Here is a 23,159-nt window from a genome sequence, read left to right on the forward strand (position 1 = left end):
GAGCTCGACCGCCAGGTGCTCGACCTGATCAAGGACCCGCTCACCCACATGGTGCGCAACTCCGCCGATCATGGCCTTGAGACCCCCGCCGAGCGTCTCGCCAGCGGCAAGGGCGAGCAGGGCACCATCCGCCTGTCCGCCTATCACGAGGGCGGCCACATCATCATCTGCATCGCCGACAATGGCCGCGGCCTCAACACCGAGAAGATCAAGGCCAAGGCGATCTCGAGCGGCCTCGTCACCGAGGCCGAGCTCGAGAAGATGAGCGAAGCCCAGATCCACAAGTTCATCTTCGCGCCGGGCTTCTCCACCGCGGCGGCCATCACCTCGGTCTCCGGCCGCGGCGTCGGCATGGACGTGGTGCGCACCAATATCGACCAGATCGGCGGCACCATCGACATCAAGTCGGTGGCCGGCGAGGGAAGCTCCGTCACCATCAAGATCCCGCTGACCTTGGCGATCGTCTCCGCGCTGATCGTCGAAGCCGCCGGCGACCGCTTTGCGATCCCGCAGCTCTCGGTGGTCGAGCTGGTCCGGGCCCGTGCCAATTCAGAGCACCGCATCGAGCGGATCAAGGACACCGCGGTCCTCAGGTTGCGTAACAAGCTGCTGCCGCTGATCCATCTGAAGAAGCTCTTGAAGATCGACGACGGCGCCGCCTCGGATCCCGAGAACGGCTTCATCGTGGTGACGCAAGTCGGCAGCCAGACCTTCGGCATCGTCGTCGACGGCGTGTTCCACACCGAAGAAATCGTGGTCAAGCCGATGTCGACCAAGCTGCGTCACATCGACATGTTCTCCGGCAACACCATCCTGGGCGATGGCGCGGTGATCATGATCATCGACCCCAACGGCATTGCCAAGGCGCTCGGCGCCGCCGGCTCCTCGGCGCATGACATGGGCGACGAGAACGGCGCGCATCACATCGGCTCGGGCGAGCAGACCACCTCGCTGCTGGTGTTCCGCGCCGGCTCGTCGCAGCCCAAGGCGGTCCCGCTCGGCCTCGTCACGCGCCTGGAAGAGCTGCCCGCCGACAAGATCGAGTTCAGCAACGGCCGCTACATGGTGCAATACCGCGAGCAGCTGATGCCGCTCGTCGCCATGGAAGGCGTCACCATTGCCAGCCAGGGCGCCCAGCCGATCCTGGTGTTCGCCGATGACGGCCGCTCCATGGGCCTCGTCGTCGACGAGATCATCGACATCGTCGAGGAACGGCTCAACATCGAGGTCGGCGGCTCCGCCTCCGGCATCCTGGGCTCGGCCGTGATCAAGGGCCAGGCCACCGAGGTGATCGACGTCGGCCACTTCCTCCCGATGGCGTTCGCCGACTGGTTCACCCGCAAGGAGATGAAGCCGTCGATGCACTCGCAGTCGGTGCTGCTGGTCGACGATAGCGCCTTCTTCCGCAACATGCTGGCGCCCGTCCTCAAGGCGGCCGGCTACCGCGTCCGCACCGCGCCGACCGCGCAGGAGGGCCTGGCTGCGCTCCGGGCCCAGAGCTTCGATGTGGTCCTGACCGACATCGAGATGCCCGACATGAACGGATTCGAGTTCGCGGAAGTTATCCGCTCGGACAACAATCTCGGCTCGATGCCGATCATCGGCCTGTCCGCGCTGGTGTCGCCGGCGGCGATCGAGCGCGGCCGTCAGGCCGGCTTCCACGACTATGTCGCCAAGTTCGACCGTCCCGGTCTGATCGCGGCGCTGAAGGAGCAGACCGCGGGCGCCGCCGGCGCCTCCGAGCTGAACCGGGCGGCGGCCTAAGGGACGGGACCAGGAGATACGCCTATGACCAGCAAGAAGACCCAGTCCAGCGAAGGCGCCATGGTCGAATACGTCACCGCGATGATCGGCGGCCAGCTGTTCGGCCTGCCGATCTCCCGCGTCCAGGACGTGTTCATGCCCGAACGCGTCACCCGCGTGCCCTTGTCCTCGCGCGAGATCGCGGGCGTGCTGAACTTGCGCGGCCGCATCGTCACCGTGGTCGACATGCGCGCCCGGCTCGGCCTGCCGCAGCCCGAGGACGGCAAGGTGCCGATGGCGGTCGGCGTCGACCTCCGCGGTGAATCCTATGGCCTGCTGATCGACCAGATCGGCGAGGTGCTGCGCCTGCCCGAAGCCGGCATGGAAGAAAATCCCGTCAACCTCGACCCCCGCATGGCCAAGCTCGCCGGCGGCGTCCACCGCCTCGAGGGCCAGCTCATGGTCGTCCTCGACGTCGATCGCGTCCTCGAGCTCGCGCCGGAAATGATGGCGGCCTGATACGGCGGCTCGCCGCCGACGTGCCAGTAATTGGAAGTGCCCCCCGCAAAGGGGGAGGAAGCAGAGGTTCACATGCGAACTTGTCTCGTCGTTGATGATTCCAGCGTCATCCGCAAGGTTGCGCGCCGGATCCTGGAGGGCCTCGACTTCCAGATCCTCGAAGCCGAGGACGGTGAGAAGGCGCTGGAGGCCTGCAAGCGCGGCTTGCCCGATGCGGTGCTGCTCGACTGGAACATGCCCGTGATGGACGGCTACGAGTTCCTCGGCCATCTCAGGCGCATGCCCGGCGGCGATCAGCCCAAGGTCGTGTTCTGCACCACCGAGAACGACGTCGCGCATATCGCGCGCGCGCTGCATGCCGGCGCCAACGAGTACATCATGAAGCCGTTCGACAAGGACATCGTGACGGCGAAATTCCAGGAAGTCGGCCTTATCTGAGCGATCGGCCGGAGGCCGAAGGGATTCTTCGGCGCTTGTTTTCAACTGTACCCTTTCAGTCTGAGTTGGTGAGTAATGAGTGTTGCGTTCGCAGGTAATTCGGCCACGACCGGCTCGCGCGAAGCGGGGCCGCTGCGGGTGATGATCGTCGACGACTCCGTCGTCATCCGCGGTCTGATCTCGCGGTGGATCGGCGCCGAGCACGACATGGAGGTCGCTGCCTCGCTGCGCACCGGGCTCGAGGCGGTCAACCAGATCGAACGCATCAATCCTGACGTTGCCGTGCTCGACATCGAAATGCCCGAGCTCGACGGCATCTCGGCGCTGCCGCAGCTGCTTGCGAAGAAGCGCGATCTCGTCATCATCATGGCCTCGACGCTGACCCGCCGTAACGCGGAGATCAGCTTCAAGGCGCTGTCGCTCGGCGCCGCCGATTACATTCCGAAGCCGGAATCGACGCGCGAGGCGTCGGCCGCTGACATCTTTCATCACGACCTGATCCAGAAGATCCGCCATCTCGGTGCGCGGCTGCGTCGCAAGGCCGCGGTGGCAAGCCCGCCGCTGGCGCCGGCGAGCCCGGCTCCGGCCCCGCGTAGTCCTGTTGCGCGGCCCGCAGTGCCCGCTCCGGCGGTGCCTGCTGCGTCATCCGGGGCGCTCACCATGCGCCCGTTCTCCACTCAGACCCCCAAGGTGCTGCTAATCGGCTCCTCGACCGGCGGTCCGCAGGCGCTGATGGCGCTCGTCACCGAGCTCGGCCCGGTGATCGACCGCTTCCCGGTGCTGATCACCCAGCACATGCCGCCGACCTTCACCACCATCCTTGCCGAGCATCTGGCGCGTTCGAGCCGTAAGCCGGCCGCCGAGGCGGTCGACGGCGAGCCGGTGAAGCCGGGACGGATTTATCTCGCGCCCGGCGGCAAGCACATGCGCGTGGCGCGCAGCGGTGCGGACACCGTGATCGCGCTCGACGACGGCCCCGCCGTCAATTTCTGCAAGCCCGCGGTCGATCCGCTCTTCACCTCCGCCATCGACATCTGGCACGGCAGCATCCTCTCCGTGATCCTGACCGGGATGGGCTCGGACGGCATGCGCGGCGGCAAGGACATCGTTGCCGCCGGCGGCAGCGTCATCGCGCAGGACGAAGCCTCCAGCGTGGTCTGGGGCATGCCGGGCGCGGCGGCCAATGCCGGCATCTGCGCGGCGATCCTGCCGCTCAACCAGATCGGCGCCAAGGTCAACCGCCTGTTCGCGGGAGATCGCGCGTGACGCCGGTTGATTACGATTATCTGCGCAAGTTCCTGAAAGAGCGCTCCGGCCTCGATCTGTCGCCCGACAAGCAATATCTGGTCGAGAGCCGGCTCTTGCCGCTGGCGCGCAAGGCGAGTCTATCAGGCATTCCCGATCTCGTGCTGAAGATCAGGAACGGCGACGGCCGGCTTGCGACCGACGTGGTCGAAGCGATGACCACCAACGAGACCTTCTTCTATCGCGACAAGATCCCGTTCGATCATTTGCGCGACACCATCCTGCCGGGCCTGATCAAGGCGCGCGCGGCGCGCAAGAGCTTGCGCATCTGGTCGGCGGCGTCATCGACCGGCCAGGAGCCCTATTCGATCGCGATGTGCGTGAAGGAGATGGGGGCGGCGTTGGCCGGCTGGCGCATCGAGATCGTCGCCACCGATCTGTCGCAGGAGGTGCTGGAGAAATCCAAGGCCGGCATCTACAGCCAGTTCGAGGTGCAGCGCGGCCTGCCGATCCAGCACCTGATGAAGTACTTCACGCAATCCGGCGAGACCTGGCAGCTCAATGCCGACATTCGCGCCATGGTGCAGTTCCGCCAGCTCAATCTGCTGCAGGACTTCTCCCATCTCGGCACCTTCGACGTGATCTTCTGCCGCAACGTGCTGATCTATTTCGACCAGGACACCAAGGCGGTGATCTTCGAGCGGATGGCGAAGGGCCTGGAGACCGACGGCACGCTGTTGCTGGGCGCTGCCGAATCGGTCGTCGGCATCACCGATGCGTTCCGTCCCATCGCCGAGCGCCGCGGTCTCTACCAGCTCAACCCCGCACGCTCCGGCCGCCCCATGGGCGGATTGATGCCGCCGTCGTTGAAGGTTGCCGCGGCGCGGTGACCCTTCCGCGAGTCCGGAATTGTAGGGTGGGCAAAGGCGCACTTGCGCCGTGCCCACCATCGATCCAACACTGCAACAGAAATGGTGGGCACGCTTCGCTTTGCCCATCCTACGATACTTTCAATTGCGCCGAGAGATACTTTTCATGCGCCATTGCACTCACAAAATCGCATGCGGCAGAAACCGCGAGCGGTTGCCGGTGATCGGGCTCTCGTCCTCGCGGATCGACAGGCCGCACGGCTCGTGATTCACCAGCCAGCTTCCCACCACCGGATAGAAGCCGGAGAAATTCGGCAGCGGCGCGAGCGCCTGGCGCACAAAACCTTCGGCGCCGTAGGGACCCGCCTGCTCGTCGAGCGCCATGCCGCCGGACACGATCGTGACGTTGGCGCCTTCGCGCGACAGCAGCGGCTTGCGGACATACGACGTTCCGAGCTCCGCTGCCCGCGCGTCATCCTCGAAGAACGCCGGCAGCAGATGGGGATGGTTCGGAAACATCTCCCAGAGCAGCGGCAAGATGCCCTTGTTGGAGAGCACCGCCTTCCACGGCGGCTCGATCCAGCGCGTGGCTGCGTCCTTCAGCTTTGCGCCGAAGGAATCGTGGAACATCCATTCCCAGGGATAGAGCTTGAAGGCGAGTGCGATGTCGGCCTCGTCGAGATCGACGAAGCCGCCAGGCTCATCGCGCCAGCCGACCTCTTCGATGTCGAGCAGCCTGGTCGAGAGGCCGGCCTGGCGCGCGGTGTCTTCGAGATAAGCGAGCGTGCCGGCGTCTTCCGCGTTGTCGGTGGTGCCGGTGAGATGGACGTGACGGCCCGCGGCGATCTCCTTCCACGCCGCGATCAGTCGCTCATGGATGGAGTTGAACTGATCGGCGCGAACAGGGACGATACGGCGCTCGATCGCCTGCTCGAGCCAGGTCCATTGAAACACCGCGGCCTCGAAGATCGAGGTCGGCGTATCCGCGTTGTATTCGAGCAGTTTTGCCGGCGACTTGCCGTCGAACTTCAAATCGAGCCGGCCATAGAGGCTGCGGTCGTCGCGCTGCCAGCTCTCTGCGATCAGATTCCAGAACGCTTCCGGAATCTGCAAGCGCCGCAGGTATAGCTCCTCGCCGATGACGCGGCCGGCAAGCTCCAGGCACATCGCCTCGATCTCGGCGGTCGGCGTCTCGATGCCGCGCTCGATCTCGTCGAGCGTGAAGCCGTAATAGGCGCGCTCGTCCCAATAGCGTTCGCCGTCGATGGTGTGGAAGACGAAGCCGCATTGCGCCGCGGTCTCTCGCCAATCGTCGCGCTCCAGGCACGTGATGCGCTGCATTGTTAGCCCCCGCCCGAGAAGCCATGGCCGAACGAGCCGAAGCCGCCGCGGCTGACGCTGCTGTGGCCGGAATCGGACGACGTGCCCGATGAGGAGTGGCTCGAGGAATCGCTGCTGAAGAAGCTCGACCGTGACGACCAGCGCGAACTGCCGCTGCTCGAGGAGCTGCTTCTGCTGCTGCAATTGGTGCTTGTCTGCACCGCCGGGTCCGTTCCGGGCGGAGGGGGCTCGCAATTTTGACGCGGCATCATCGTGTACGCGGTGGTACCGACCGCGAGCGTGCCCATCACCAGCAGCGCGACATGGCCGGAGCGCTTCACCGGCTCTTTGGCCGGCAACGGCAATGGCTGTGGCAGGCGTCGCCGGCGCTTGCCGAACTGCTTGTTGGAAGGTTTGTCGGCCATCTCAATAGATCATGCTGGCGGCGTTGAGCAGTCCCGCCGCGAGCGAGGACAGCCCGAGCCAGATGGCCGGCGCCAGCTCGCCGGCCGCGATCCGCGCCGACAGGTTCGGCACCGGCACGCGCACGAGAAAGAACACGATGACCTGCACGATCAGCGCGATCATCGCCCAGATCAGGCAGTCCAGCACGTTGGCCGAATGTGCGATGGCGCTGACCAGCGGCGCCACGAAGCCGAGCAGGCTGAGGCCGAGCGCGATCGCCGCCGCCGGCTCGTTGTCGCGGATCAGCTGGAACTCGTTATGCGCGGTGATGCGGGTATAGACGAACAGATACGCCACGATCGCGATCAGCCCGGTGCAGAAATAGACCAGGAAGGCGGGCAGGCCGGCCAGTGATTGCAGGATCATCGTTCCCCCATCGTGCAGCGACCATTCGTCGATGGGAGGAGGATAGCGGTTCAATGGCGGGAGGGCGATGAACCCGCCTTTGAACCCGCCTTGGCATCTCCAAAAAACAAAACCCCGCCATTTGCGGCGGGGTCCAGGCTGGGAGGAGCAAGCCCGGGAGGGCTTGCGACGTAAACCCAGAAGATCAGGCGGGAATGCGCTCTTCGTGCTCATGGGGCTCGCGCAGCACGTAGCCGCGGCCCCAGACGGTCTCGATGAAATTGCGTCCCTCGGAAGCGTTGGCCAGCTTCTTGCGGAGCTTGCAGATGAAGACGTCGATGATCTTCAGCTCGGGCTCGTCCATGCCGCCATAGAGATGGTTGAGGAACATTTCCTTGGTGAGGGTCGTGCCCTTGCGGAGCGAGAGCAGCTCCAGCATCTGATATTCCTTGCCGGTCAGATGCACGCGCTGGCCGCCGACTTCCACCGTCTTGGTGTCGAGGTTGACGACGAGGTCGCCGGTCTGGATGACCGACTGGGCATGGCCCTTGGAGCGGCGCACGATCGCGTGGATGCGGGCCACCAGCTCGTCTTTATGGAAGGGCTTGGTCATGTAGTCGTCGGCGCCGACGCCGAGACCCTTGACCTTGTCCTCGATGCCGGCGAGGCCGGAGAGGATCAGGATCGGTGTCTTGATCTTGGAGACCCGGAGCTGCTTGAGCACGTCGTAGCCGGACATGTCGGGCAGGTTGAGGTCGAGAAGGATAATGTCGTAATCGTATAATTTACCGAGATCGACGCCTTCTTCCCCCAAATCGGTCGTGTAGACGTTGAAGCTCTCAGACTTCAGCATCAGCTCGATCGACTGCGCGACGGCGCTGTCATCTTCAATCAGCAAAACGCGCATGCCAGTTCCCCATAGTCGCCGCTCCTGGGCGTCAGGTCGGCCGCATTCGCGGCACTCAACAAAACGCCTTTGAACAACTGATTCGGATCCTGACAACAGATGGTTAACAAATCCTGATTCTGGAACGCAAGTCCCCCGGGTGCAATTTTTGTCGAATCGCCCTAAGGTCTTGTGTACGAAGCAGCTTTCGTCACCCGGTTCTGTTCAAGTTCCACTTTAAGAGACGGGCCTAACCGACTCCCGCGACTCAGCCTTCTTCTGAAGGGGAGTCACGCTCAGTCACAAAGACAGTGACGCAATGATTAATGATGCGGGTAAACACGAAGTTAAGCGCCGTTCAGAAATATGGCGAAACTTAAGGTTTTCCCCGTGAAGGCCCGGGGCTCACGAAAGCGGGCGGCCATTCTATGAAGCCTCATATGAAAGCGCGCTCCTGATGAAGGCTCTCTTATGAAGGCGCTTGCCGAACAGATCGGCGATATCGACGGCATCAATATTTACGGCCGCGTCGTCGGTGTGCGCGGCCTGATGGTCGAGGTGGCCGGCCCCATCCACGCGATGTCGGTCGGCGCGCGGCTGGTGATCGAGACGGGCGCCAACCGTTCGATTCCCTGTGAGGTGATCGGCTTCTCCGGCAACAATGCTGTGGTGATGCCGTTCGCCGGCCTCGACGGCGTGCGCCGCGGCTGCAAGGCCGTCATCGCCAATGCCGCCAATCTGGTGCGGCCGTCGTCGGACTGGCTCGGCCGCGTCGTCAACGCGCTGGGCGAGCCGATCGACGGCAAGGGGCCGCTGCCGCAAGGCGCCTCGCCGATGCCGTTCCGCAATGCGCCGCCCCCGGCGCATTCGCGCAAGCGTGTCGGCGCCCCGCTCGATCTTGGCGTGCGCGCGATGAACACCTTCCTCACCTGCTGCCGCGGCCAGCGCATGGGCATCTTCGCAGGGTCCGGCGTCGGCAAATCGGTGCTGCTGTCGATGCTCGCGCGCAACGTCGATGCCGCCGTCAGCGTCATCGGGCTGATCGGCGAACGCGGCCGCGAGGTTCAGGAATTCTTGCAGGACGACCTCGGCGAGGAGGGCCTCGCGCGTTCCGTCGTCGTGGTTGCGACCTCCGACGAGCCGGCGCTGATGCGCCGCCAGGCGGCGTATCTGACGCTCGCGGTCGCCGAATATTTTCGCGACGAGAACCAGGATGTGCTCTGCCTGATGGATTCGGTGACGCGCTTTGCCATGGCCCAGCGCGAGATCGGCCTGTCCGCCGGCGAGCCGCCGACGGCCAAGGGCTACACCCCGACCGTCTTCACCGAGCTGCCGAAACTTCTGGAGCGCGCCGGGCCGGGCCTGGGGGAGGGCGCCATCACCGCGATCTTCACGGTGCTGGTCGACGGCGACGACCATAACGAGCCGATCGCCGATGCCGTCCGCGGCATCCTCGACGGCCACATCGTGATGCAGCGCTCGATCGCCGAGCGCGGCCGCTACCCCGCCATCAACATCCTCAAATCCGTCTCCCGCACCATGCCGAAATCGGCCGATCCGCAGTTCTGGCCGACCATCCAGAAGGCGCGGGCGGTGATGGCGACCTATGCCGACATGGAGGAATTGATCCGGCTCGGCGCCTACCGGGCCGGCTCCAGCCCCGAGGTCGACGAGGCGATCCGCCTGCACGAACCGCTCGAGGCGTTCCTGCGCCAGCGCAAGGACGAAAATGCGTCTCTGGCTGACGGCTATCGCCAATTGGCGCATATCCTCGGTAATTTGGAAACGGAACGCTAACTTTGTCAGGTCATCATCCCATCCCACAGAGTAGCAGAGCCGGTCTTGGCCCCAGTCGGGCCTGTGGGGAGACCGGTGACGTCCCACGTGCAGCGAGGGGACTTCTGGGGAGTATGAGTCGATGAAGTCACGAGATACCCTCATCCGCCTGAAGAAGTTTCAGGTCGACGAGAAGCGCCGCCGGGTCACCCAGATCGAGACCATGATCGCCGACTTCCAGCGGATGTCGACCGATCTTGAACGCGAGATCACGACCGAGCAGGAGCGTGCCGGGATCAACGATCCCTCGCACTTCGCCTATCCGACCTATGCCAAGGCCGCCATTCAGCGCCGCGAGAACCTGACCCGCTCGGCCGACGAGCTCAAGGGCCAGCTCGACGAAGCCAAGGCCGCGCTGGCCGAGGCCTTCGAGGAGCTCAAGAAGGTCGAGCTCCTGGACGAGCGCGACCAGGCCCGCGAGCGCGCCGAGGAAAATGCCCGCGAGCAGGCCGACCTCGACAGCATCGGCCTGATGCGCGCCCGCATCGGCGCCGTCGCCTAAAGACACAGCCAGCGGCCAACCGCCGAGAATTTGTAAAACCCGGACCCGCAAGGTCCGGGTTTTCGCATGCGCTATCCACAGTGTGGCGCCGCACCCCTTGGTGGACGGCTTGGCCACGCGCTATGGTGGTGGATGGTTTACCTCGCCCCGCTTTGAGGGGAGAGGTCGGATTGCCCCGGCGATGCGTAGCATCGTCCGGCGCGATCCGGGTGAGGGGGACTCTCCGCGGGTCCGTCTGCAACCTCCCTTGCGGAGACTCCCCCTCACCCCGACCCTCTCAGGGCGAGCGTAGCTCGTCCCGACCCCGCAGGCGGGGGAGAGGGAGGAAGGTTGGGGGGCTGAATGCTGACGCCAGCAGAGCTGGTCGGGTTGATCGAGGCGGTGGCGAAGGGCGATCAGGCGGCGTTCGAGCGCCTCTACGCCGCCACGCGCGCGAAACTCTATGGCGTCGTGCTCCGTATCTTGCGCCGACAGGATCTCGCAGAGGAGGTCATTCAGGAGACCTACGTCAAGATCTGGAACAGTGCCGGCCAGTTCAATCCCGCGCTGTCGTCGCCGATCACGTGGATGGCCTCGATCGCGCGCAACCGTGCGATCGACATCGTGCGCAAGAAGTCGGAGGTCTCGATCGAGGAGGAGCCGCAGGCGATGGAGGTCGCGGCCGACAGCCCCGATCCGCTGGCGCGCCGGGAGATGACCGAGGAGCTGAAGCGGCTGCTGGAATGCATCGGCCGGCTCGAGCCCGACCGTCAGCGGCTCGTGCTTCTCGCCTATTACAACGGCTGGAGCCGCGAGCAATTGGCGGAGAAATTCGCAGCTCCCGTCAACACGGTGAAGACCTGGCTCCGGCGCAGCATGTTGGATATCCGGGAGTGCCTCGGACTATGAAGGTTTATACGGTGAGGGTGGTTCTGGACTGCATGTGATGGCCTACTCGGAGGACCATATCGCGCTCGCCGCGGAATATGCGCTCGGTACGCTCGAGGCCGATGAGCGCGCGCAGGTCGAGACCATGATGGCGGTGGACCCGGCGTTCGCCGACATCGTGCAGGCCTGGGCCTATCGGCTCGGCGCCCTCAACCAGATGGTCGGCTCGGTCGAGCCGCGTCCGGTCGTGTGGGAGAACATCAGGTCCGAGATCGCGCGCACGGTGCTTGCGCAGCAGCCGCCTGTTCTGGCCGACGTCGTACCGCCGCCAGTCCCGCCCGTCGAAGCCGCACCGCCGGAAGCGCCGCTGGAGCAGGTGCCGCAACCAGAGCCGCAGCCTCCCGAGGCAGAGCAGCCCGAGCCGACGCGCTCCGGATCCGATGCGATACCCGACATCGCGCCGGTGTTCATGCCGCAGGTCCACGCGCCCGATCCCGAGGTCGTCCGGACGCCGCAGGTGCCGATCGCCGACGACACCAACGTGATCCGCCTCGAGGGCCGCGTGAAGCGCTGGCGCTCGATCGCATCCGCGGTCGGCGCGCTCGCGGCCGCGCTGCTGGTGACGCTGTCGCTTCAGATCTTCCTGCCCGACGCGCTGCCGGGGGCTTTACGTCCCGCGCCGCGCATCCAGACGGTGGAAGTGAAGACGCCGGCCGCGCCGCTCACCGCCGCCGCGCAATATGTCGCGCTGCTGCAGGGCCAGGGCGGCGGCCCCGCCTTCATCCTCACCATCGACGGCGCGACCAAGAACTTTACCGTGCGCAAGGTCGGCGCGACGCCGGAGCCCGGCAAGAGCTTCGAGCTCTGGCTGATCTCCGACAAGCTGCCGCGCCCGCGCTCGCTCGGTGTGATCGGCGCCGGCGAATTCACCGCGCGTCCGCTGCTCGCCTCCTATGATTCCGAAGTCGTCAACGGCGCCACCTACGCGGTCACGGTCGAGCAGGCCGGCGGCTCGCCCAACGGCCAGCCGACCTCGGCCCCCATCTTTTCCGGCAAGCTGATCGAGACCGTACCGCCGTCCCAGCCGCAGGCGCCCGCCCCGGCGAAGAAGTAGGTCCCGTAGCCCGGATGCAGCGCAATCCGGGACCACCGCGCCATCAGGCGACACCCCGGATTACGCTTCGCTGCATCCGGGCTACGAAGCTGCGTCCCTGTCGCCACGGTCCATCCTGCCGTCGCATCCCGACAAGTCGCCTTGAATCCGCCCCCGATTTGAACCTTGCCGCAATTCGTGGCGTCAAATTCCCGGAAATTGCAGTCGGCGCCGCCGATCGCGGAGCCGAAAGAGGGGCTAGAAAACAAATGGATGCAGCGAAAACGCCCGGCATCTTCATTCACCAATACACCGGACTGCCGCACGGCCCTGCGTTCGAGCATTGGCGCGAGCGGGCCTTCGGTGCCTGCGGTCTCGATATCGGGCCGAGCCATGGCGACAGCATCGATTGCCGGCTCCAGATCAGCGTGGTCGACAACATCGCGCTCGCCATTCCGGAAGGCGCCTCCGCGCAATATTCCCGCACCCAGAGCCACCTTGCCGACGGCAGCGACGACCTCGTGCTGATCGCCGCACATGCCGGCCTCGTCTGTGTCGGGCAGAATGGCCACACCGTGGAGCTTGCGGCCGCGCAGATGGTGCTCGTCGACATGAGCATCACCGGCACCGTCGGTCACACCGATGAAAACCGCTTCACCAGCATTCGCATGCCGCGCCGCGCGTTGATCGACATCAATCCGCGTACCGAGGACAAGCTGTCGCAAGTGCTCAGCGACGGTGCGGTCGCCGAGACCATCTTCCGCTACCACGCGCTCGCCGCCAATCACGCGCCGCACCTCGACGCGGTGGGCCAGCGCCTGACCGCGCAGCATATGGTCGATCTGGTTGGCCTCCTGCTCGGCACCGATGCCGAGCATGCAAGTCTTGCGCGCGGCCGCGGCCATGCGGCGGCGCGCCTCGACCTCATGCGCGCCGATGTGATGGCCGCGCTCGGCCGCAACGATCTCTGCCTGTCCGAGATCGCGACGCGCTCGGGCTTGAGCCCACGCCAGGCGCAACGCCTGTTCGAGCAGGCCGGCACGACCTTCACCGAATTCGTGCTGGAGCAGCGCCTGCTGCAGGCGCGCAAGCTGCTCGGCGATCCCCGCGCCAGGGCGCGCAAGATCAGCGACATCGCGCATTCCTCGGGCTTTTCCGATTTGTCATATTTCAACCGTGCGTTCCGCAAGCGCTTTGGCGCGACACCGTCGGAATTGCGCGAGGCGTAGGCGCGCCCCGGTTTCGTTCTGCGGATCACAGTTGGCCCATTCGCGGCGATGAGCTATATCTACCTGTGCGGGTAGACCGCTCGATCGCTTGTCGTTCCCTTGTCGTTCCATTGGGAAAGTGCAGTCAACGGACATGGCGCGTATCGTCGTGCTCGGCGCCGGATTTGCAGGCCTGTTGGGCGGCCATCGGTGCCGCACGCAAGCGCGACGAGATCGGTGCTGTCAGCGACATCGAGATCTGCCTGATCGATCGCAATCCCTATCACAACATCCGTGTGCGCAATTACGAGGTCGATCTCAGCGAGGTCGCGATCCCGTTGCCGCAGCTGCTCGATCCCGTCGGTGTCAGTCACGAGATCGGCGAGGTCGAAGCCATCGATCCGGTCCGGCACGAAATTTCGCTGGTCACGAGCAGCGGCGAGCCGACACTGGTCTATGACCGCCTGGTGCTGGCGCTCGGCAGCGAGGTGATGCGTCCCGACATTCCAGGCCTTGCCGAGCACGCCTTCGATGTCGATACCTATACCGCGGCGCTCCACCTCGAGGATCATCTCGTCTCGCTCGGCCGCAGCGCGCCGTCGCCAGGGCGTTCGACGGCGGTGGTGGTCGGCGCAGGCTTTACCGGCATCGAGGTTGCGGCCGAGATGCGCGACAGGCTGGCGCGCGCGGGCCTCACCGGCAGCCGCCGCATCATCCTGGTCGATCCCAATTCCGCGGCCGGCGCCACCATCGGCACGCTGGCGCGCCCCGTCATCGAGACGGCGTTGGCCGCGCTCGACGTCGAGATGCGCCTCGGCGTGCGCGTCGTCTCGGTCGAGGCGGCCGGCATTCGCTTGAGCTCCGGCGAGTTCATTCCGGCGCAGACCGTGATCTGGTGTGCCGGCATGCGTGCGAGCCCCCTGGCAGCGTGCTTTCCGGACGCGCGCGACCGGCTCGGGCGTCTGCTGGTCGATCCCTTCATGCGGGTTGCGGATGTCGGCGGCGTGTTCGCGGCCGGCGACGTCGCTTCGAGCGTGGTCGACGGGCTGCATCCGACCGTGATGTCCTGCCAGTTCGCGCGCCCCATGGGCCGCTTCGCCGGCCACAACGTGGTCGCCGATCTCGCCGGCCTGCCGATGCTGCCGCTGCGGATCGACTGGTACGTGACCGTGATCGATCTCGGCGGCTGGGGCGCGCTCTATACGGAAGGGTGGGATCGCGAGGTGAGGGCGACCGGCGCGGCCGCGAAGGCGACCAAGAACATCATCAACCGCAAGCGCATCTATCCGCCGCTGACCGGCAGCAAGGAAGAGCTGTTCGCGGCGGCCGCGCCGACGGTGCAGGCGCCGCCGCCGAGCTATGGGTCGCGGTAGTCTCGCGCTGCTCGCCCTACCAGCCCTTGCGTTGGTCGACGGGCAAAACACGCGAGCCCTGGGTCAACGCAGGGCGACAAAATATTCCACTTTACCGAAATTCGGAAATGACGTATGTGTCGCCTTAACCCGGCCCAAGGAAGAGGGGCGTATCGCGATCGTCACGAACGCGGGCCGGGCGGCGGTGGACGCAGGTGACATCGGCGCGAACAGCTTCGCAGGGCGGGTAACCGTGAGCGAAGACCTCGCGCACACGACCGGTGTGATCCGCGTACGGCAAAATCGTGTCGTCCTGGCGCCCGGGGTCTGTGCGCCAAGTCTTGCGGTGATGGGTGTCGTTCAACCGGACGCATCCGTCAGCCATCCGCAAGGCGACGGGGGCAATAGTGCAACGCTCCCCGGGGAGAGCACGACATAAGCCGTAAAGCCACTGCGCAGGGAAGGCCGGGATGTCCTGGCTACACCTGTATGCCGCTGTGCAGCTTCTTGTTACGCAGATTTCGCACAGTGGACCGCGGGTGCCAGCCGGCGCCCGGTCTTCCCTGCGCCCTCTTTCAAACGAGGGTGAAGCGATAAAGCAAAGCTCGGGCGAAATGCGCTGCGAGGATGCGAAGCTGTGTCTGCGAACGTGTGTCTGCAATGAAGATGCGAATGCCCACGTACTGCGAGCTCTCATCTGTGACCGTCACCCTGAGGCGCCGGAGCGAAGCGGAGGCCTCGAAGGGCGACAGTCCCGCTGTATCTCGGCGCTCATCCTTCGAGGCTCCGCATGCGATGCGTTTGCATCGCATGCCTCGCACCTCAGGATGACGGGATCGACATTGTCTCCGCGGAAAGACTCTGGATTGCTTCGCTGCGCTCGCGCGCTGCGTCCGGGACATGAGCAGGGGATGCCGCTGCTTCTCGCACTCTATCAATCCCTCACCCAGACATGAGAAAGCGCCCGTGGGGGGCGGGCGCTTTCTGTAGTCGACTTGGGGTTGGGGTCGTCTACATATCCACGTGGCGACTTTGGGGGGCTGGTAAAGAGCCGCGTGAATTCACAAAACTCGTCAGATCTCCTTAGCGAACGAGGGACGCATTCGCGCTGGTGATAACAACCGGCTTGTCGGCCTTGATGACGCGGGCGCTCTGGGTCAGACCATCATCCGAACCCGTGCGTGCCGTGATGCCGAGGCCCGCCACCGCGATCCCTGCGACGAGGGCGACGACCACGACTTTCAAATGGGTCGCGCGATCTGCGCTGTAGATCGAGTGGTTCATGGAAGCCTCCTGCCGCCATCTACCCGAAGTAGTCGCCGGCCGTTTCAGGCAGGTTCATGCTTCCGGTGCCCAACAACCTAGTATTGGGGGGATTCGTTCCCAAGAGGCCATCACAAGAGCGTGACAGGACGTGAAAGATCGCGATCAAAAGCGATCCTTGATCGTGCGTTTTGGTAATTATTTCAAAGCTGTAATGTGTTTCTCAGGCGCCTTGTCGAGGGTTGGTCCACAAGGCGCCAGGAACTCAAAAACCATTTGCCTGTGGCCGAAAAACACACGGCTTCTTAAGGCAAATCAGATGCTTCCGACCGTTTTCAACCTCGCCCTGGGGTGGATCTCGGCCTGCGACAGCACCGTCGTCTGGGCCCGGAACCGTTCCACCAGGGAGCGGACGAAGGGACGAATTGCCGCAGAGGTGACCAGCACCGGCGCCTCGCCTTCGCGGGCGGCGCGCTCGAATGCCTCGCGCACGCCGGTCATGAACTCCGACAATTTCGAGGGCTGCATCGCAAGGCTGCGCTCCTCGCCCTGGCCGATGATGGATTCGGCAAAGGCCTGCTCCCACCGCGCCGACAGCGCGATCAGCGGCAGATAGCCGGCATAGGAGGTGTTCTGCGCGCAGATTTGTCGCGCCAGGCGGGCCCGGACATGCTCGACCATGGTGGCGGGATTGCGCGAGAAGGCGAGCGAATCGGCGATGCCTTCGAGGATGGTGGAGAGATCGCGGATCGAGATGCGCTCGGCGAGCAGCAGTTGCAGCACGCGCTGGATGCCGGAGACCGTGACCTGTCCCGGCACGATGTCCTTGACCAGCTCGCTCTGCTCCTTCGGCAGCTCCTTGAGCAGCTTCTGCACCTCGCCATAGGAGAGCAGGTCCGACATGTTGGCCTTGAGCAACTCGGTGAGGTGGGTCGAGAGCACGGTCGCGGCGTCGACGACGGTGTAGCCCTTGAGCGAGGCCTCCTCCTTGAGGCTGGCGTCGACCCAGGTCGCGGGCAGGCCGAAGGTCGGCTCGGTGGTGTGGATGCCGGGCACCTGCACCTGGCTGCCGCCGGGGTCCATGACCATGAACTGGTTCGGCCAGATCTTGCCGGTGCCGGCGTCGACCTCCTTGATCTTGATGATGTAGGTGTTGGCCTCGAGCTGGACGTTGTCGAGGATGCGCACCGCCGGCATCACAAAACCCATCTCGATCGCGAGCGAACGGCGCAGCGCCTTGATCTGCTCGGTCAGGCGGTCGGTGCCGTCGGGGCCGTTGACCAGCGGCAGCAGCGCATAGCCGAGCTCGATCTTGAGGTCGTCGATCTTGAGTGCCGCCGAGATCGGCTCCTCGGCCGCCGCAGCGCCCGGTGCGCCGGGCTGGCCGGCGACCGGCGCGGCCATGGCGGCTTCCTCGGCCTGAACGGACGTCTTCTTGTGGTTGCGGGCGTGCCAGGCCAGCGCGCCGGCGCCGGCACCGAGTGCGAGGAAGGGGATGGTCGGAATGCCCGGCAGGGCCGCCAGCACCAGCATGACCGCCGAGGACATCGCGAGCGCCTGCGGATAGCCGGAGAACTGCTTCATCAGCGCCTTGTCGGCGGCGCCGGAGACGCCGGCCTTGGAGACGAGCAGGCCGGCGGCGGTCGAGACGATCAGCGCCGGCACCTGGGTGACGAGACCGTCACCGACGGTCAGCAGCGTGTAGCTGCGCCCGGCGTCGGCAAAGGACATGCCCTGCTGCGCCACGCCGATGATCATGCCGCCGACGACGTTGATGAAGACGATCAAAAGGCCGGCGATGGCATCGCCGCGGACGAATTTGGAGGCACCGTCCATGGCGCCGAAGAAGCCGCTCTCGTCCTCCAGCTCCTTGCGGCGGTGCTTGGCGACCTTCTCGTCGATCAGGCCGGCGCCGAGGTCGGCGTCGATCGCCATCTGCTTGCCGGGCATGGCGTCGAGGTGGAAGCGGGCGGCGACTTCGGCGATGCGGCCCGAACCCTTGGTGATGACGACGAAATTGACGATGATCAGGATGGCGAAGACGATGATGCCGATGACGAAATTGCCGCCCATCACGAAGCTGCCGAAGGCCTCGATGACGTGACCGGCGGCAGCCGTGCCCTCGTGCCCGTGCGACAGGATCAGCCGGGTCGAAGCCATGTTGAGCGACAGGCGCAGCATGGTCGAGATCAGCAGGATGGTCGGGAAGGCCGAGAATTCCAGCGGTGTCTGGATGAACAGCGAGGTCATCAGGATCAGGATCGACAGCGTGATCGAGATCGCCAGGAACAGGTCCAGCACGATCGCGGGCAGCGGCAGGATCAGCACCACCAGGATGGTGAGGATGCCGAGCGCCAGCGCGATGTCGCCGCGCTTGAGGACGTTGACGATCTCGTTGAGGGAGGGAATCGAGGGCCTTGCGGTGCCTACGCCCTGTCCCGCGGTGACGTCGACCATGGTAGCTGCCTCCCCGCGCGACTGCCGTCCGCGCGCCCCAAACGTCTGCGCGGCGGCCGAAGGGCCGCCGTTCCGAAAGTGAGGCACCGCACTGGCGTCCACGGGAGCTCCCGTTCTACGCGGCTGACGACACTCGACTTCACCCGGCAATTTTTGCCCGGTGTATGGTTAGCAAAGGGTTAACGCGGGGGCGGGAAGCGGGGCGGACCGGTGTGTTTCGGGGGCCCAAGGCCGTCATTCCGGTGCGATGCGAAGCGTCGAACCCGGAATCTCGAGAGTCCGGGTTCGCGCCAAGCGGCGCGCCCCGGAATCACAGTCGAGTGGAAGGCTCCTACTTCGCCTTGTCCATCTTGGTCACCGTATACCCCGAGGCCGCCTCCTCGGCCTCGAAGGTCACCTTGTCGCCGACCTTCACCTGCTTGAGCATCGCGGGGTCCTTGACGCGGTAGACCATGGTCATGGGGTCCTCCATGCCGAGGCTCTTGGCCGGCCCGTGCTTGAGCGTGATCTTGCCGGCGCCCTCGTCGATCTTTTTCACCTCGCCGCTGATCGAGGCGGCCCCAGCCGCGAGGGTGGCAGTGGTAAGGCCGACGGTCAGCGCCAGCGCTGCGGCAATACGAATGATGCGGTTCATGGGAGTCTCCTTGTCGCTACTTCACGGTGACGTGGCCGACCATGCCGTAGTCGCGGTGGTCGGGAATGAGGCACGAATATTCGAACGTGCCGGGCTTGTTGAACTTCCAGAGGATCTCGGCCGTCTTGTTCGGTGCGAGCCTGACCCCGTTGGGATCGTCGTGCTCCATGTGGGGATGCTTTTTCATCTCGACGGCATGCGCGAGATTCTCCTTGGTGGTGGCGAGCAGGAATTCGTGGTCCTCCTTGCCGACATTGCGCAGCACGAAGCGGACCTGTTCGCCGCGCTTGACCTCGATTTTGGCAGGCGCGTAGTCCATCTCGTTCAGCAGGATCTCGATGGTGCGCGCGGGCTTGTTGGGGTCGCCGGGCTCGCCGGCCGAAAAGGTCCCATGCCCGTGCTTGTCGTGCGCAAGGACCGGCGCGGTCAAAAGCGCCGCCAGCGCGAGGCCGAGTTTGATCGTCTTCATCGTCATCTCCAGTTGGTGGTTCATCGAAACGCTCACATCTTCATCTTGTGCGTCGGCTTGCCCGGCTGCCGCACTGGTGCCGCATCGGGCGCCTCGACCTCGTAGGCGACGGTGCCTTGCGGAAACTTGTACGGGCCCGGATCGCGATAATCGTCGCGCGCGAGGTCCTCGCGGATCTTCATCACCGTGAACATGCCGCCCATCTCGATCGGGCCGAACTGGCCGGTACCGGTCATCATCGGCAGCGTGTTGTCGGGCGCGGGCATCTCCATGTTGCCCATCGCCATGCCGGTCGAGCCCATCGCCATGCTGTCGGGCGCGAGCTTGCCGACGGCCTTGGCGAGGTCCTTGCGCGACACGCCGATCAGGTTGCGCACCTCGTGTCCCATCGCATTCATGGTGTGATGCGACTTGTGGCAATGGAACGCCCAGTCGCCGGGATTGTCGGCGAGCACGTCGAACACGCGAACTGCGCCGACCGGCACGTCGGTCGTCGTCTCCGGATATTGCGCGCTCTCCTGAATCCAGCCGCCATCGGTGCAGGTCACGGCAAAGCTGTGGCCGTGCAGATGGATCGGATGGTTGGTCATGCTGAGATTGCCGATGCGCACGCGCACCTTGTCGCCGAGCCGCACCGGCAAGGGGTCGATGCCGGGAAACACCCGCGCATTCCAGGTCCACATGTTGAAGTCGGTCATCTCGTTGACCAGCGGCAGATAGGTGCCGGGATCGACGCGATAGGTGCTCATCACGAACACGAAGTCGCGGTCGACGGGCCGGAAGTTCGGATCGCGCGGATGCACGACGACCATGCCCATCATGCCCATCGCCATCTGCACCATCTCGTCGGAATGCGGGTGGTACATGAAGGTCCCGCTCTTCCTCATCTCGAACTCGTAGACGAAGGTCTTTCCCGGCTGGATGTGCGGCTGGGTCAGCCCGCCGACACCGTCCATGCCGCTGGGAATGATCATGCCGTGCCAGTGCACGGTGGTGTATTCGGGCAGTCTGTTGGTGACGAAGATCCGGACCTTGTCGCCCTCGACCGCCTCGATCGTCGGGCCCGGCGACTGGCCGTTGTAGCCCCACAGATTCACCTTCATGCCCTCGGCGAATTCGCGCACTACGGGCTCGGCGACGAGATGGAATTCCTTCCAGTCGCCGTTCATGCGGAACGGCAGCGACCAGCCGTTCAGCGTGACGACGGGGCGATAGTCGGGTCCGCTGACGGGATGCAGCGGCGGCTGCATCACCACCTTGTCCATGTGCGCAGCTTCCGGGATAGATGCCGCCTGCACGCGGCCTTGGACCGCGGATGCGCCGACGAGCGCGGCGGTGCCCAAGAATCCTCTGCGGGAAAACATGCCGGCCTCCATCTCAGTGGCCGCCGTCGGCAGGCGCTGCCGCGGCGATGGTGGTTGAAGTGTCGCCGCCCGCAGCAGGCGCGCCGCCGCCATTGACGGCGGTCTGCAGGTCGGATTGGGCGAGGAAGAATCGTTGCCGGGCATCGATCGCGCCGCGCAGCGAGGCCAGACGCTGTCGTGCTTCGGTGAGCAGCGCAAAGATGTCGACCTGCATGCTGGAGAAGCGGAGCTGCATCTCCTCGGTGATGATCTTGCGCAAGGGGATGATCTCGCGCTGGTAGTGGCTGGCGATGTCGTAAGTGGATCGGTAAGTCCGATACGCATCGCGCGCCTCCGAGCGCACGTTCACGGCGCGCTCGGTCAGGCGGTTGAAGGCGAGATTGTAGATCTCTGCCGCCTGTCGCATCCGCACCTCGCCGCCGTCGAAGATCGGGATCTGGAACTGGACGTCGAAGCCGCGTTCGCGGAATGGCGCGCCTTCGGGATCCCGGGTGCGGCGGGAGATGCCGGCGAGATCGAGCAGCGTCACGAAGCGCGTCGCCTCGGTGAGGTTCAGCGACTTCGCCAGCGCCGTCAGCTCCAGCCGGGCGATCTGCAGATCGATGCGATGGGCCGCCGCATCGGCCTCGATCGAGGGCAGTGCCTGCGGCCGGCGCGGCAGCGGCGGCAATTGATTGGGCAGACGGAAGTCGAGGCCGCCGTCCCACAATCCCATCAGCCGCGCGAGCCTTTCGCGCGCGCTCGTCGCCGCCTGGCGCGCGGTGGCGAGGTCGGCGGTGGTCTCGGCGTAGAACACCTGTTCGCGGGCCTGGTCGAGCTTGTTGAGCGAGCCGGTCTCGCCGAGCTTGACCGCAAGCTGTGCGGTCGATTCCGCCGTCGCCTTCGCATCCGTCAGCAGCGCCACCATCTCGTTGCCGGCGACAGCGCGCACGTAAGTGCCGCGGACGTCGGCGGCGAGCCGCAAGGTCGCCAGCGCCGCGCGCAGCTGCGCCTGGCGGAATCGGTCGCGGGCAATGTCGGAGCGGAACGGCAGGGTGGCGAGCGCAAGAATGTCGCCGACCACCTGGCGCTCGATCTCGCTGGCGCCGTTGCCTGAGATCCGCGAGATCGAGAACACGGGATTGGGCGGCAGGCTCTGCTCGACCAGATCGGTCTCGGCCAGCGCCAGCTCGTTATAGGCGGCTTGCAATCCCTTGTTGTTGAGCAGTGCGATCTGAACGGCGGCCTCCACACTCAGCGCCCGCGACAATAACTGGCGAACGCGCGCGTCAACCGCGCCCGCTCCCTCGGGCGTGCGAACGAAGGCGACATCCTTGTTGATGGTCTGGCTCGTCAGCTCGGAGACCGCGCTCATGCCGCTGTCGGGCGAGAACGCGGCGCAGCCGGCAAGTCCGGGTGCGACAAGGCCGAGCGCGGCGAGAACGAGCAGGCTTGGCGCGAATTGATGGGTCATGGCGCGCTCCTACCGGTCTTGCTTCGGCCGCGGCGCGACGGCGTCGTTGCGATCGCGCCACGGCGCCGGCGCTGCAGGCCGCAGGCTGGTGTAGGGCGCAACGGTCGACCGATAGCCGACGGGCGCGACCTTCGCCGAGGGATTGGCGGGATCGGCGCCGGCGACTTGCGTCGTTGCCGACATGCAGCCGGACAGCGCCAGCGCAATCACGGCCAGCAACGGCCAATAGAATCGAAAGAGTCGTCCACCCACCGCGGATGCGGCGGCGAACTTCGCCCCGGAAAGCGTAAGCATGATTCATCCCTGATCTGAAAGACCACAGGTCCGCGCGCGCAAAAGCGCGCAACGGCCCGAAATCGACGTGTCAGATCAGGCGATGGGAGGACGGTAGTGCAGGGGCGGCGCCGCGCTGTGCAGGCTGGCCACGATCTCGGCCGCACAGGTGGACATTGGCTGGACCGGCGTCGCGACGACCGGCAGATCGGCCGGCAACGCGCTGACGCACATCATCGCACAGCAGGGGCCGACTGTTCCCTTGCCGCCATGGTCATGCTGAGCCGGCGCGTCCTGCTTGGCTTGGTGATGCGCGTGCACCCCCGCGTGGTCGTGCGATGCGCCGTCGTGCGCATGACCCGCCGCCATCTGATGATGGACCGGTGCGGGATCTCCCAGCAGGGCCTCATCAAGGCACGGCGCCGGGCCGCTGCCCAAGGCGAGGCTTGCGGCCGGCGCGAGCACGCAGAACAGATAGGCGAGGGCGATGATCCGCCCCACCCTGATCCGCATCGCTCGTGTCAAACGCAGCAACATTCCGCCGACATGTGTTCCGCG

The 23,159-nt window shown here is 65.4% G+C and carries 22 protein-coding genes and 1 pseudogene; 11 read left to right on the plus strand and 12 right to left on the minus strand.

Features of this window, described 5'->3' with window-relative positions:
* The 5 genes from GGD62_RS33730 to GGD62_RS33750 all read left to right on the plus strand — a co-directional run.
* Positions 1-1,764, plus strand: a 1,764-nt coding sequence (locus tag GGD62_RS33730) for a chemotaxis protein CheW (protein ID WP_183712512.1), incomplete at its 5' end; no start/stop codon positions are given.
* Between the two features lie 24 nt (positions 1,765-1,788).
* Positions 1,789-2,262 carry a chemotaxis protein CheW gene (locus GGD62_RS33735; protein WP_179734749.1) on the plus strand — a complete coding sequence of 158 codons (474 nt, stop codon included), beginning with the start codon at positions 1,789-1,791 and terminating at the stop codon, positions 2,260-2,262.
* A gap of 72 nt (positions 2,263-2,334) precedes the next feature.
* A complete protein-coding gene (locus GGD62_RS33740) occupies positions 2,335-2,700 on the plus strand; it encodes a PleD family two-component system response regulator (protein WP_007600538.1) in 366 nt (121 codons plus the stop codon).
* 75 nt (positions 2,701-2,775) lie between these two features.
* Positions 2,776-3,966 carry a chemotaxis response regulator protein-glutamate methylesterase gene (locus GGD62_RS33745; RefSeq protein ID WP_018316919.1) on the plus strand — a complete coding sequence of 397 codons (1,191 nt, stop codon included), beginning with the start codon at positions 2,776-2,778 and terminating at the stop codon, positions 3,964-3,966.
* Positions 3,963-4,835 (plus strand): protein-glutamate O-methyltransferase CheR, encoded by an 873-nt coding sequence (locus GGD62_RS33750; RefSeq protein ID WP_018316920.1) that lies wholly within the window; start codon positions 3,963-3,965, stop codon positions 4,833-4,835. The genes GGD62_RS33745 and GGD62_RS33750 overlap by 4 nt, the downstream gene beginning before the upstream one ends.
* Positions 4,836-4,994: 159 nt before the next feature.
* Here the strand turns inward: GGD62_RS33750 and GGD62_RS33755 are convergent, their stop codons facing one another.
* The 4 genes from GGD62_RS33755 to ctrA form a co-directional block, all read right to left on the minus strand.
* On the minus strand, positions 4,995-6,155 hold the full coding sequence (locus GGD62_RS33755) for a glutathionylspermidine synthase family protein (protein ID WP_183712514.1): 1,161 nt from the start codon (positions 6,153-6,155) through the stop codon (positions 4,995-4,997).
* 2 nt (positions 6,156-6,157) lie between these two features.
* A complete protein-coding gene (locus tag GGD62_RS33760) occupies positions 6,158-6,559 on the minus strand; it encodes a hypothetical protein (protein WP_183712516.1) in 402 nt (133 codons plus the stop codon).
* 1 nt (position 6,560) lies between these two features.
* Positions 6,561-6,965 carry a DUF350 domain-containing protein gene (locus GGD62_RS33765; RefSeq protein ID WP_026201752.1) on the minus strand — a complete coding sequence of 135 codons (405 nt, stop codon included), beginning with the start codon at positions 6,963-6,965 and terminating at the stop codon, positions 6,561-6,563.
* 184 nt (positions 6,966-7,149) lie between these two features.
* Positions 7,150-7,851, minus strand: a complete 702-nt coding sequence (ctrA, locus tag GGD62_RS33770) for a response regulator transcription factor CtrA (RefSeq protein ID WP_008138878.1) — start codon at positions 7,849-7,851, stop codon at positions 7,150-7,152.
* Between the two features lie 450 nt (positions 7,852-8,301).
* Here ctrA and fliI point away from each other — a divergent pair, with 450 nt between their 5' ends.
* The 6 genes and pseudogenes from fliI to GGD62_RS33800 all read left to right on the plus strand — a co-directional run bounded on the left by fliI (position 8,302) and on the right by GGD62_RS33800 (position 14,709).
* A complete protein-coding gene (fliI, locus tag GGD62_RS33775; protein WP_183712519.1) occupies positions 8,302-9,627 on the plus strand; it encodes a flagellar protein export ATPase FliI in 1,326 nt (441 codons plus the stop codon).
* Positions 9,628-9,748: 121 nt separating this feature from the next.
* Positions 9,749-10,168 (plus strand): flagellar export protein FliJ, encoded by a 420-nt coding sequence (gene fliJ / locus GGD62_RS33780; RefSeq protein ID WP_008138882.1) that lies wholly within the window; start codon positions 9,749-9,751, stop codon positions 10,166-10,168.
* A 342-nt stretch (positions 10,169-10,510) separates the two neighbouring features.
* Positions 10,511-11,056 (plus strand): sigma-70 family RNA polymerase sigma factor, encoded by a 546-nt coding sequence (locus tag GGD62_RS33785; RefSeq protein ID WP_018316925.1) that lies wholly within the window; start codon positions 10,511-10,513, stop codon positions 11,054-11,056.
* 37 nt (positions 11,057-11,093) lie between these two features.
* Positions 11,094-12,149 carry an anti-sigma factor domain-containing protein gene (locus GGD62_RS33790; protein WP_018316926.1) on the plus strand — a complete coding sequence of 352 codons (1,056 nt, stop codon included), beginning with the start codon at positions 11,094-11,096 and terminating at the stop codon, positions 12,147-12,149.
* A gap of 248 nt (positions 12,150-12,397) precedes the next feature.
* Positions 12,398-13,357 (plus strand): AraC family transcriptional regulator, encoded by a 960-nt coding sequence (locus GGD62_RS33795; protein ID WP_183712521.1) that lies wholly within the window; start codon positions 12,398-12,400, stop codon positions 13,355-13,357.
* 133 nt (positions 13,358-13,490) lie between these two features.
* Positions 13,491-14,709, plus strand: a pseudogene (locus GGD62_RS33800) (NAD(P)/FAD-dependent oxidoreductase).
* Between the two features lie 1,062 nt (positions 14,710-15,771).
* On the opposite strand, the gene GGD62_RS33805 reads toward GGD62_RS33800, so the two are convergent.
* From GGD62_RS33805 to GGD62_RS33840, 8 genes are all read right to left on the minus strand, one after another.
* The gene (locus GGD62_RS33805) at positions 15,772-15,972 is read right to left on the minus strand and encodes a hypothetical protein (RefSeq protein WP_018316930.1); all 201 of its coding nucleotides are present in this window, start codon (positions 15,970-15,972) and stop codon (positions 15,772-15,774) included.
* A gap of 294 nt (positions 15,973-16,266) precedes the next feature.
* Positions 16,267-18,408, minus strand: coding sequence for a flagellar biosynthesis protein FlhA (gene flhA, locus GGD62_RS33810; protein WP_183712523.1), 2,142 nt, complete (start codon positions 18,406-18,408; stop codon positions 16,267-16,269).
* A 331-nt stretch (positions 18,409-18,739) separates the two neighbouring features.
* Complete coding sequence (locus GGD62_RS33815; protein ID WP_183712525.1) at positions 18,740-19,042, minus strand: copper-binding protein; 303 nt, start codon at positions 19,040-19,042, stop codon at positions 18,740-18,742.
* Between the two features lie 16 nt (positions 19,043-19,058).
* The gene (locus GGD62_RS33820) at positions 19,059-19,511 is read right to left on the minus strand and encodes a plastocyanin/azurin family copper-binding protein (protein WP_179734728.1); all 453 of its coding nucleotides are present in this window, start codon (positions 19,509-19,511) and stop codon (positions 19,059-19,061) included.
* Positions 19,512-19,543: 32 nt separating this feature from the next.
* On the minus strand, positions 19,544-20,875 hold the full coding sequence (locus GGD62_RS33825) for a copper oxidase (RefSeq protein ID WP_183712527.1): 1,332 nt from the start codon (positions 20,873-20,875) through the stop codon (positions 19,544-19,546).
* 13 nt (positions 20,876-20,888) lie between these two features.
* Positions 20,889-22,328 carry a TolC family protein gene (locus tag GGD62_RS33830; RefSeq protein WP_183712530.1) on the minus strand — a complete coding sequence of 480 codons (1,440 nt, stop codon included), beginning with the start codon at positions 22,326-22,328 and terminating at the stop codon, positions 20,889-20,891.
* 9 nt (positions 22,329-22,337) lie between these two features.
* Positions 22,338-22,622, minus strand: coding sequence for a hypothetical protein (locus GGD62_RS33835; protein ID WP_183712532.1), 285 nt, complete (start codon positions 22,620-22,622; stop codon positions 22,338-22,340).
* 75 nt (positions 22,623-22,697) lie between these two features.
* Entirely contained in the window at positions 22,698-23,138 is a 441-nt protein-coding gene (locus tag GGD62_RS33840; protein WP_183712534.1) for a hypothetical protein, read from the minus strand.
* Between the last annotated feature and the right edge of the window lie 21 nt (positions 23,139-23,159).

Origin of the sequence: Bradyrhizobium sp. ERR14 (genome assembly GCF_014198235.1) — a bacterium.
Lineage (GTDB): Bacteria > Pseudomonadota > Alphaproteobacteria > Rhizobiales > Xanthobacteraceae > Bradyrhizobium.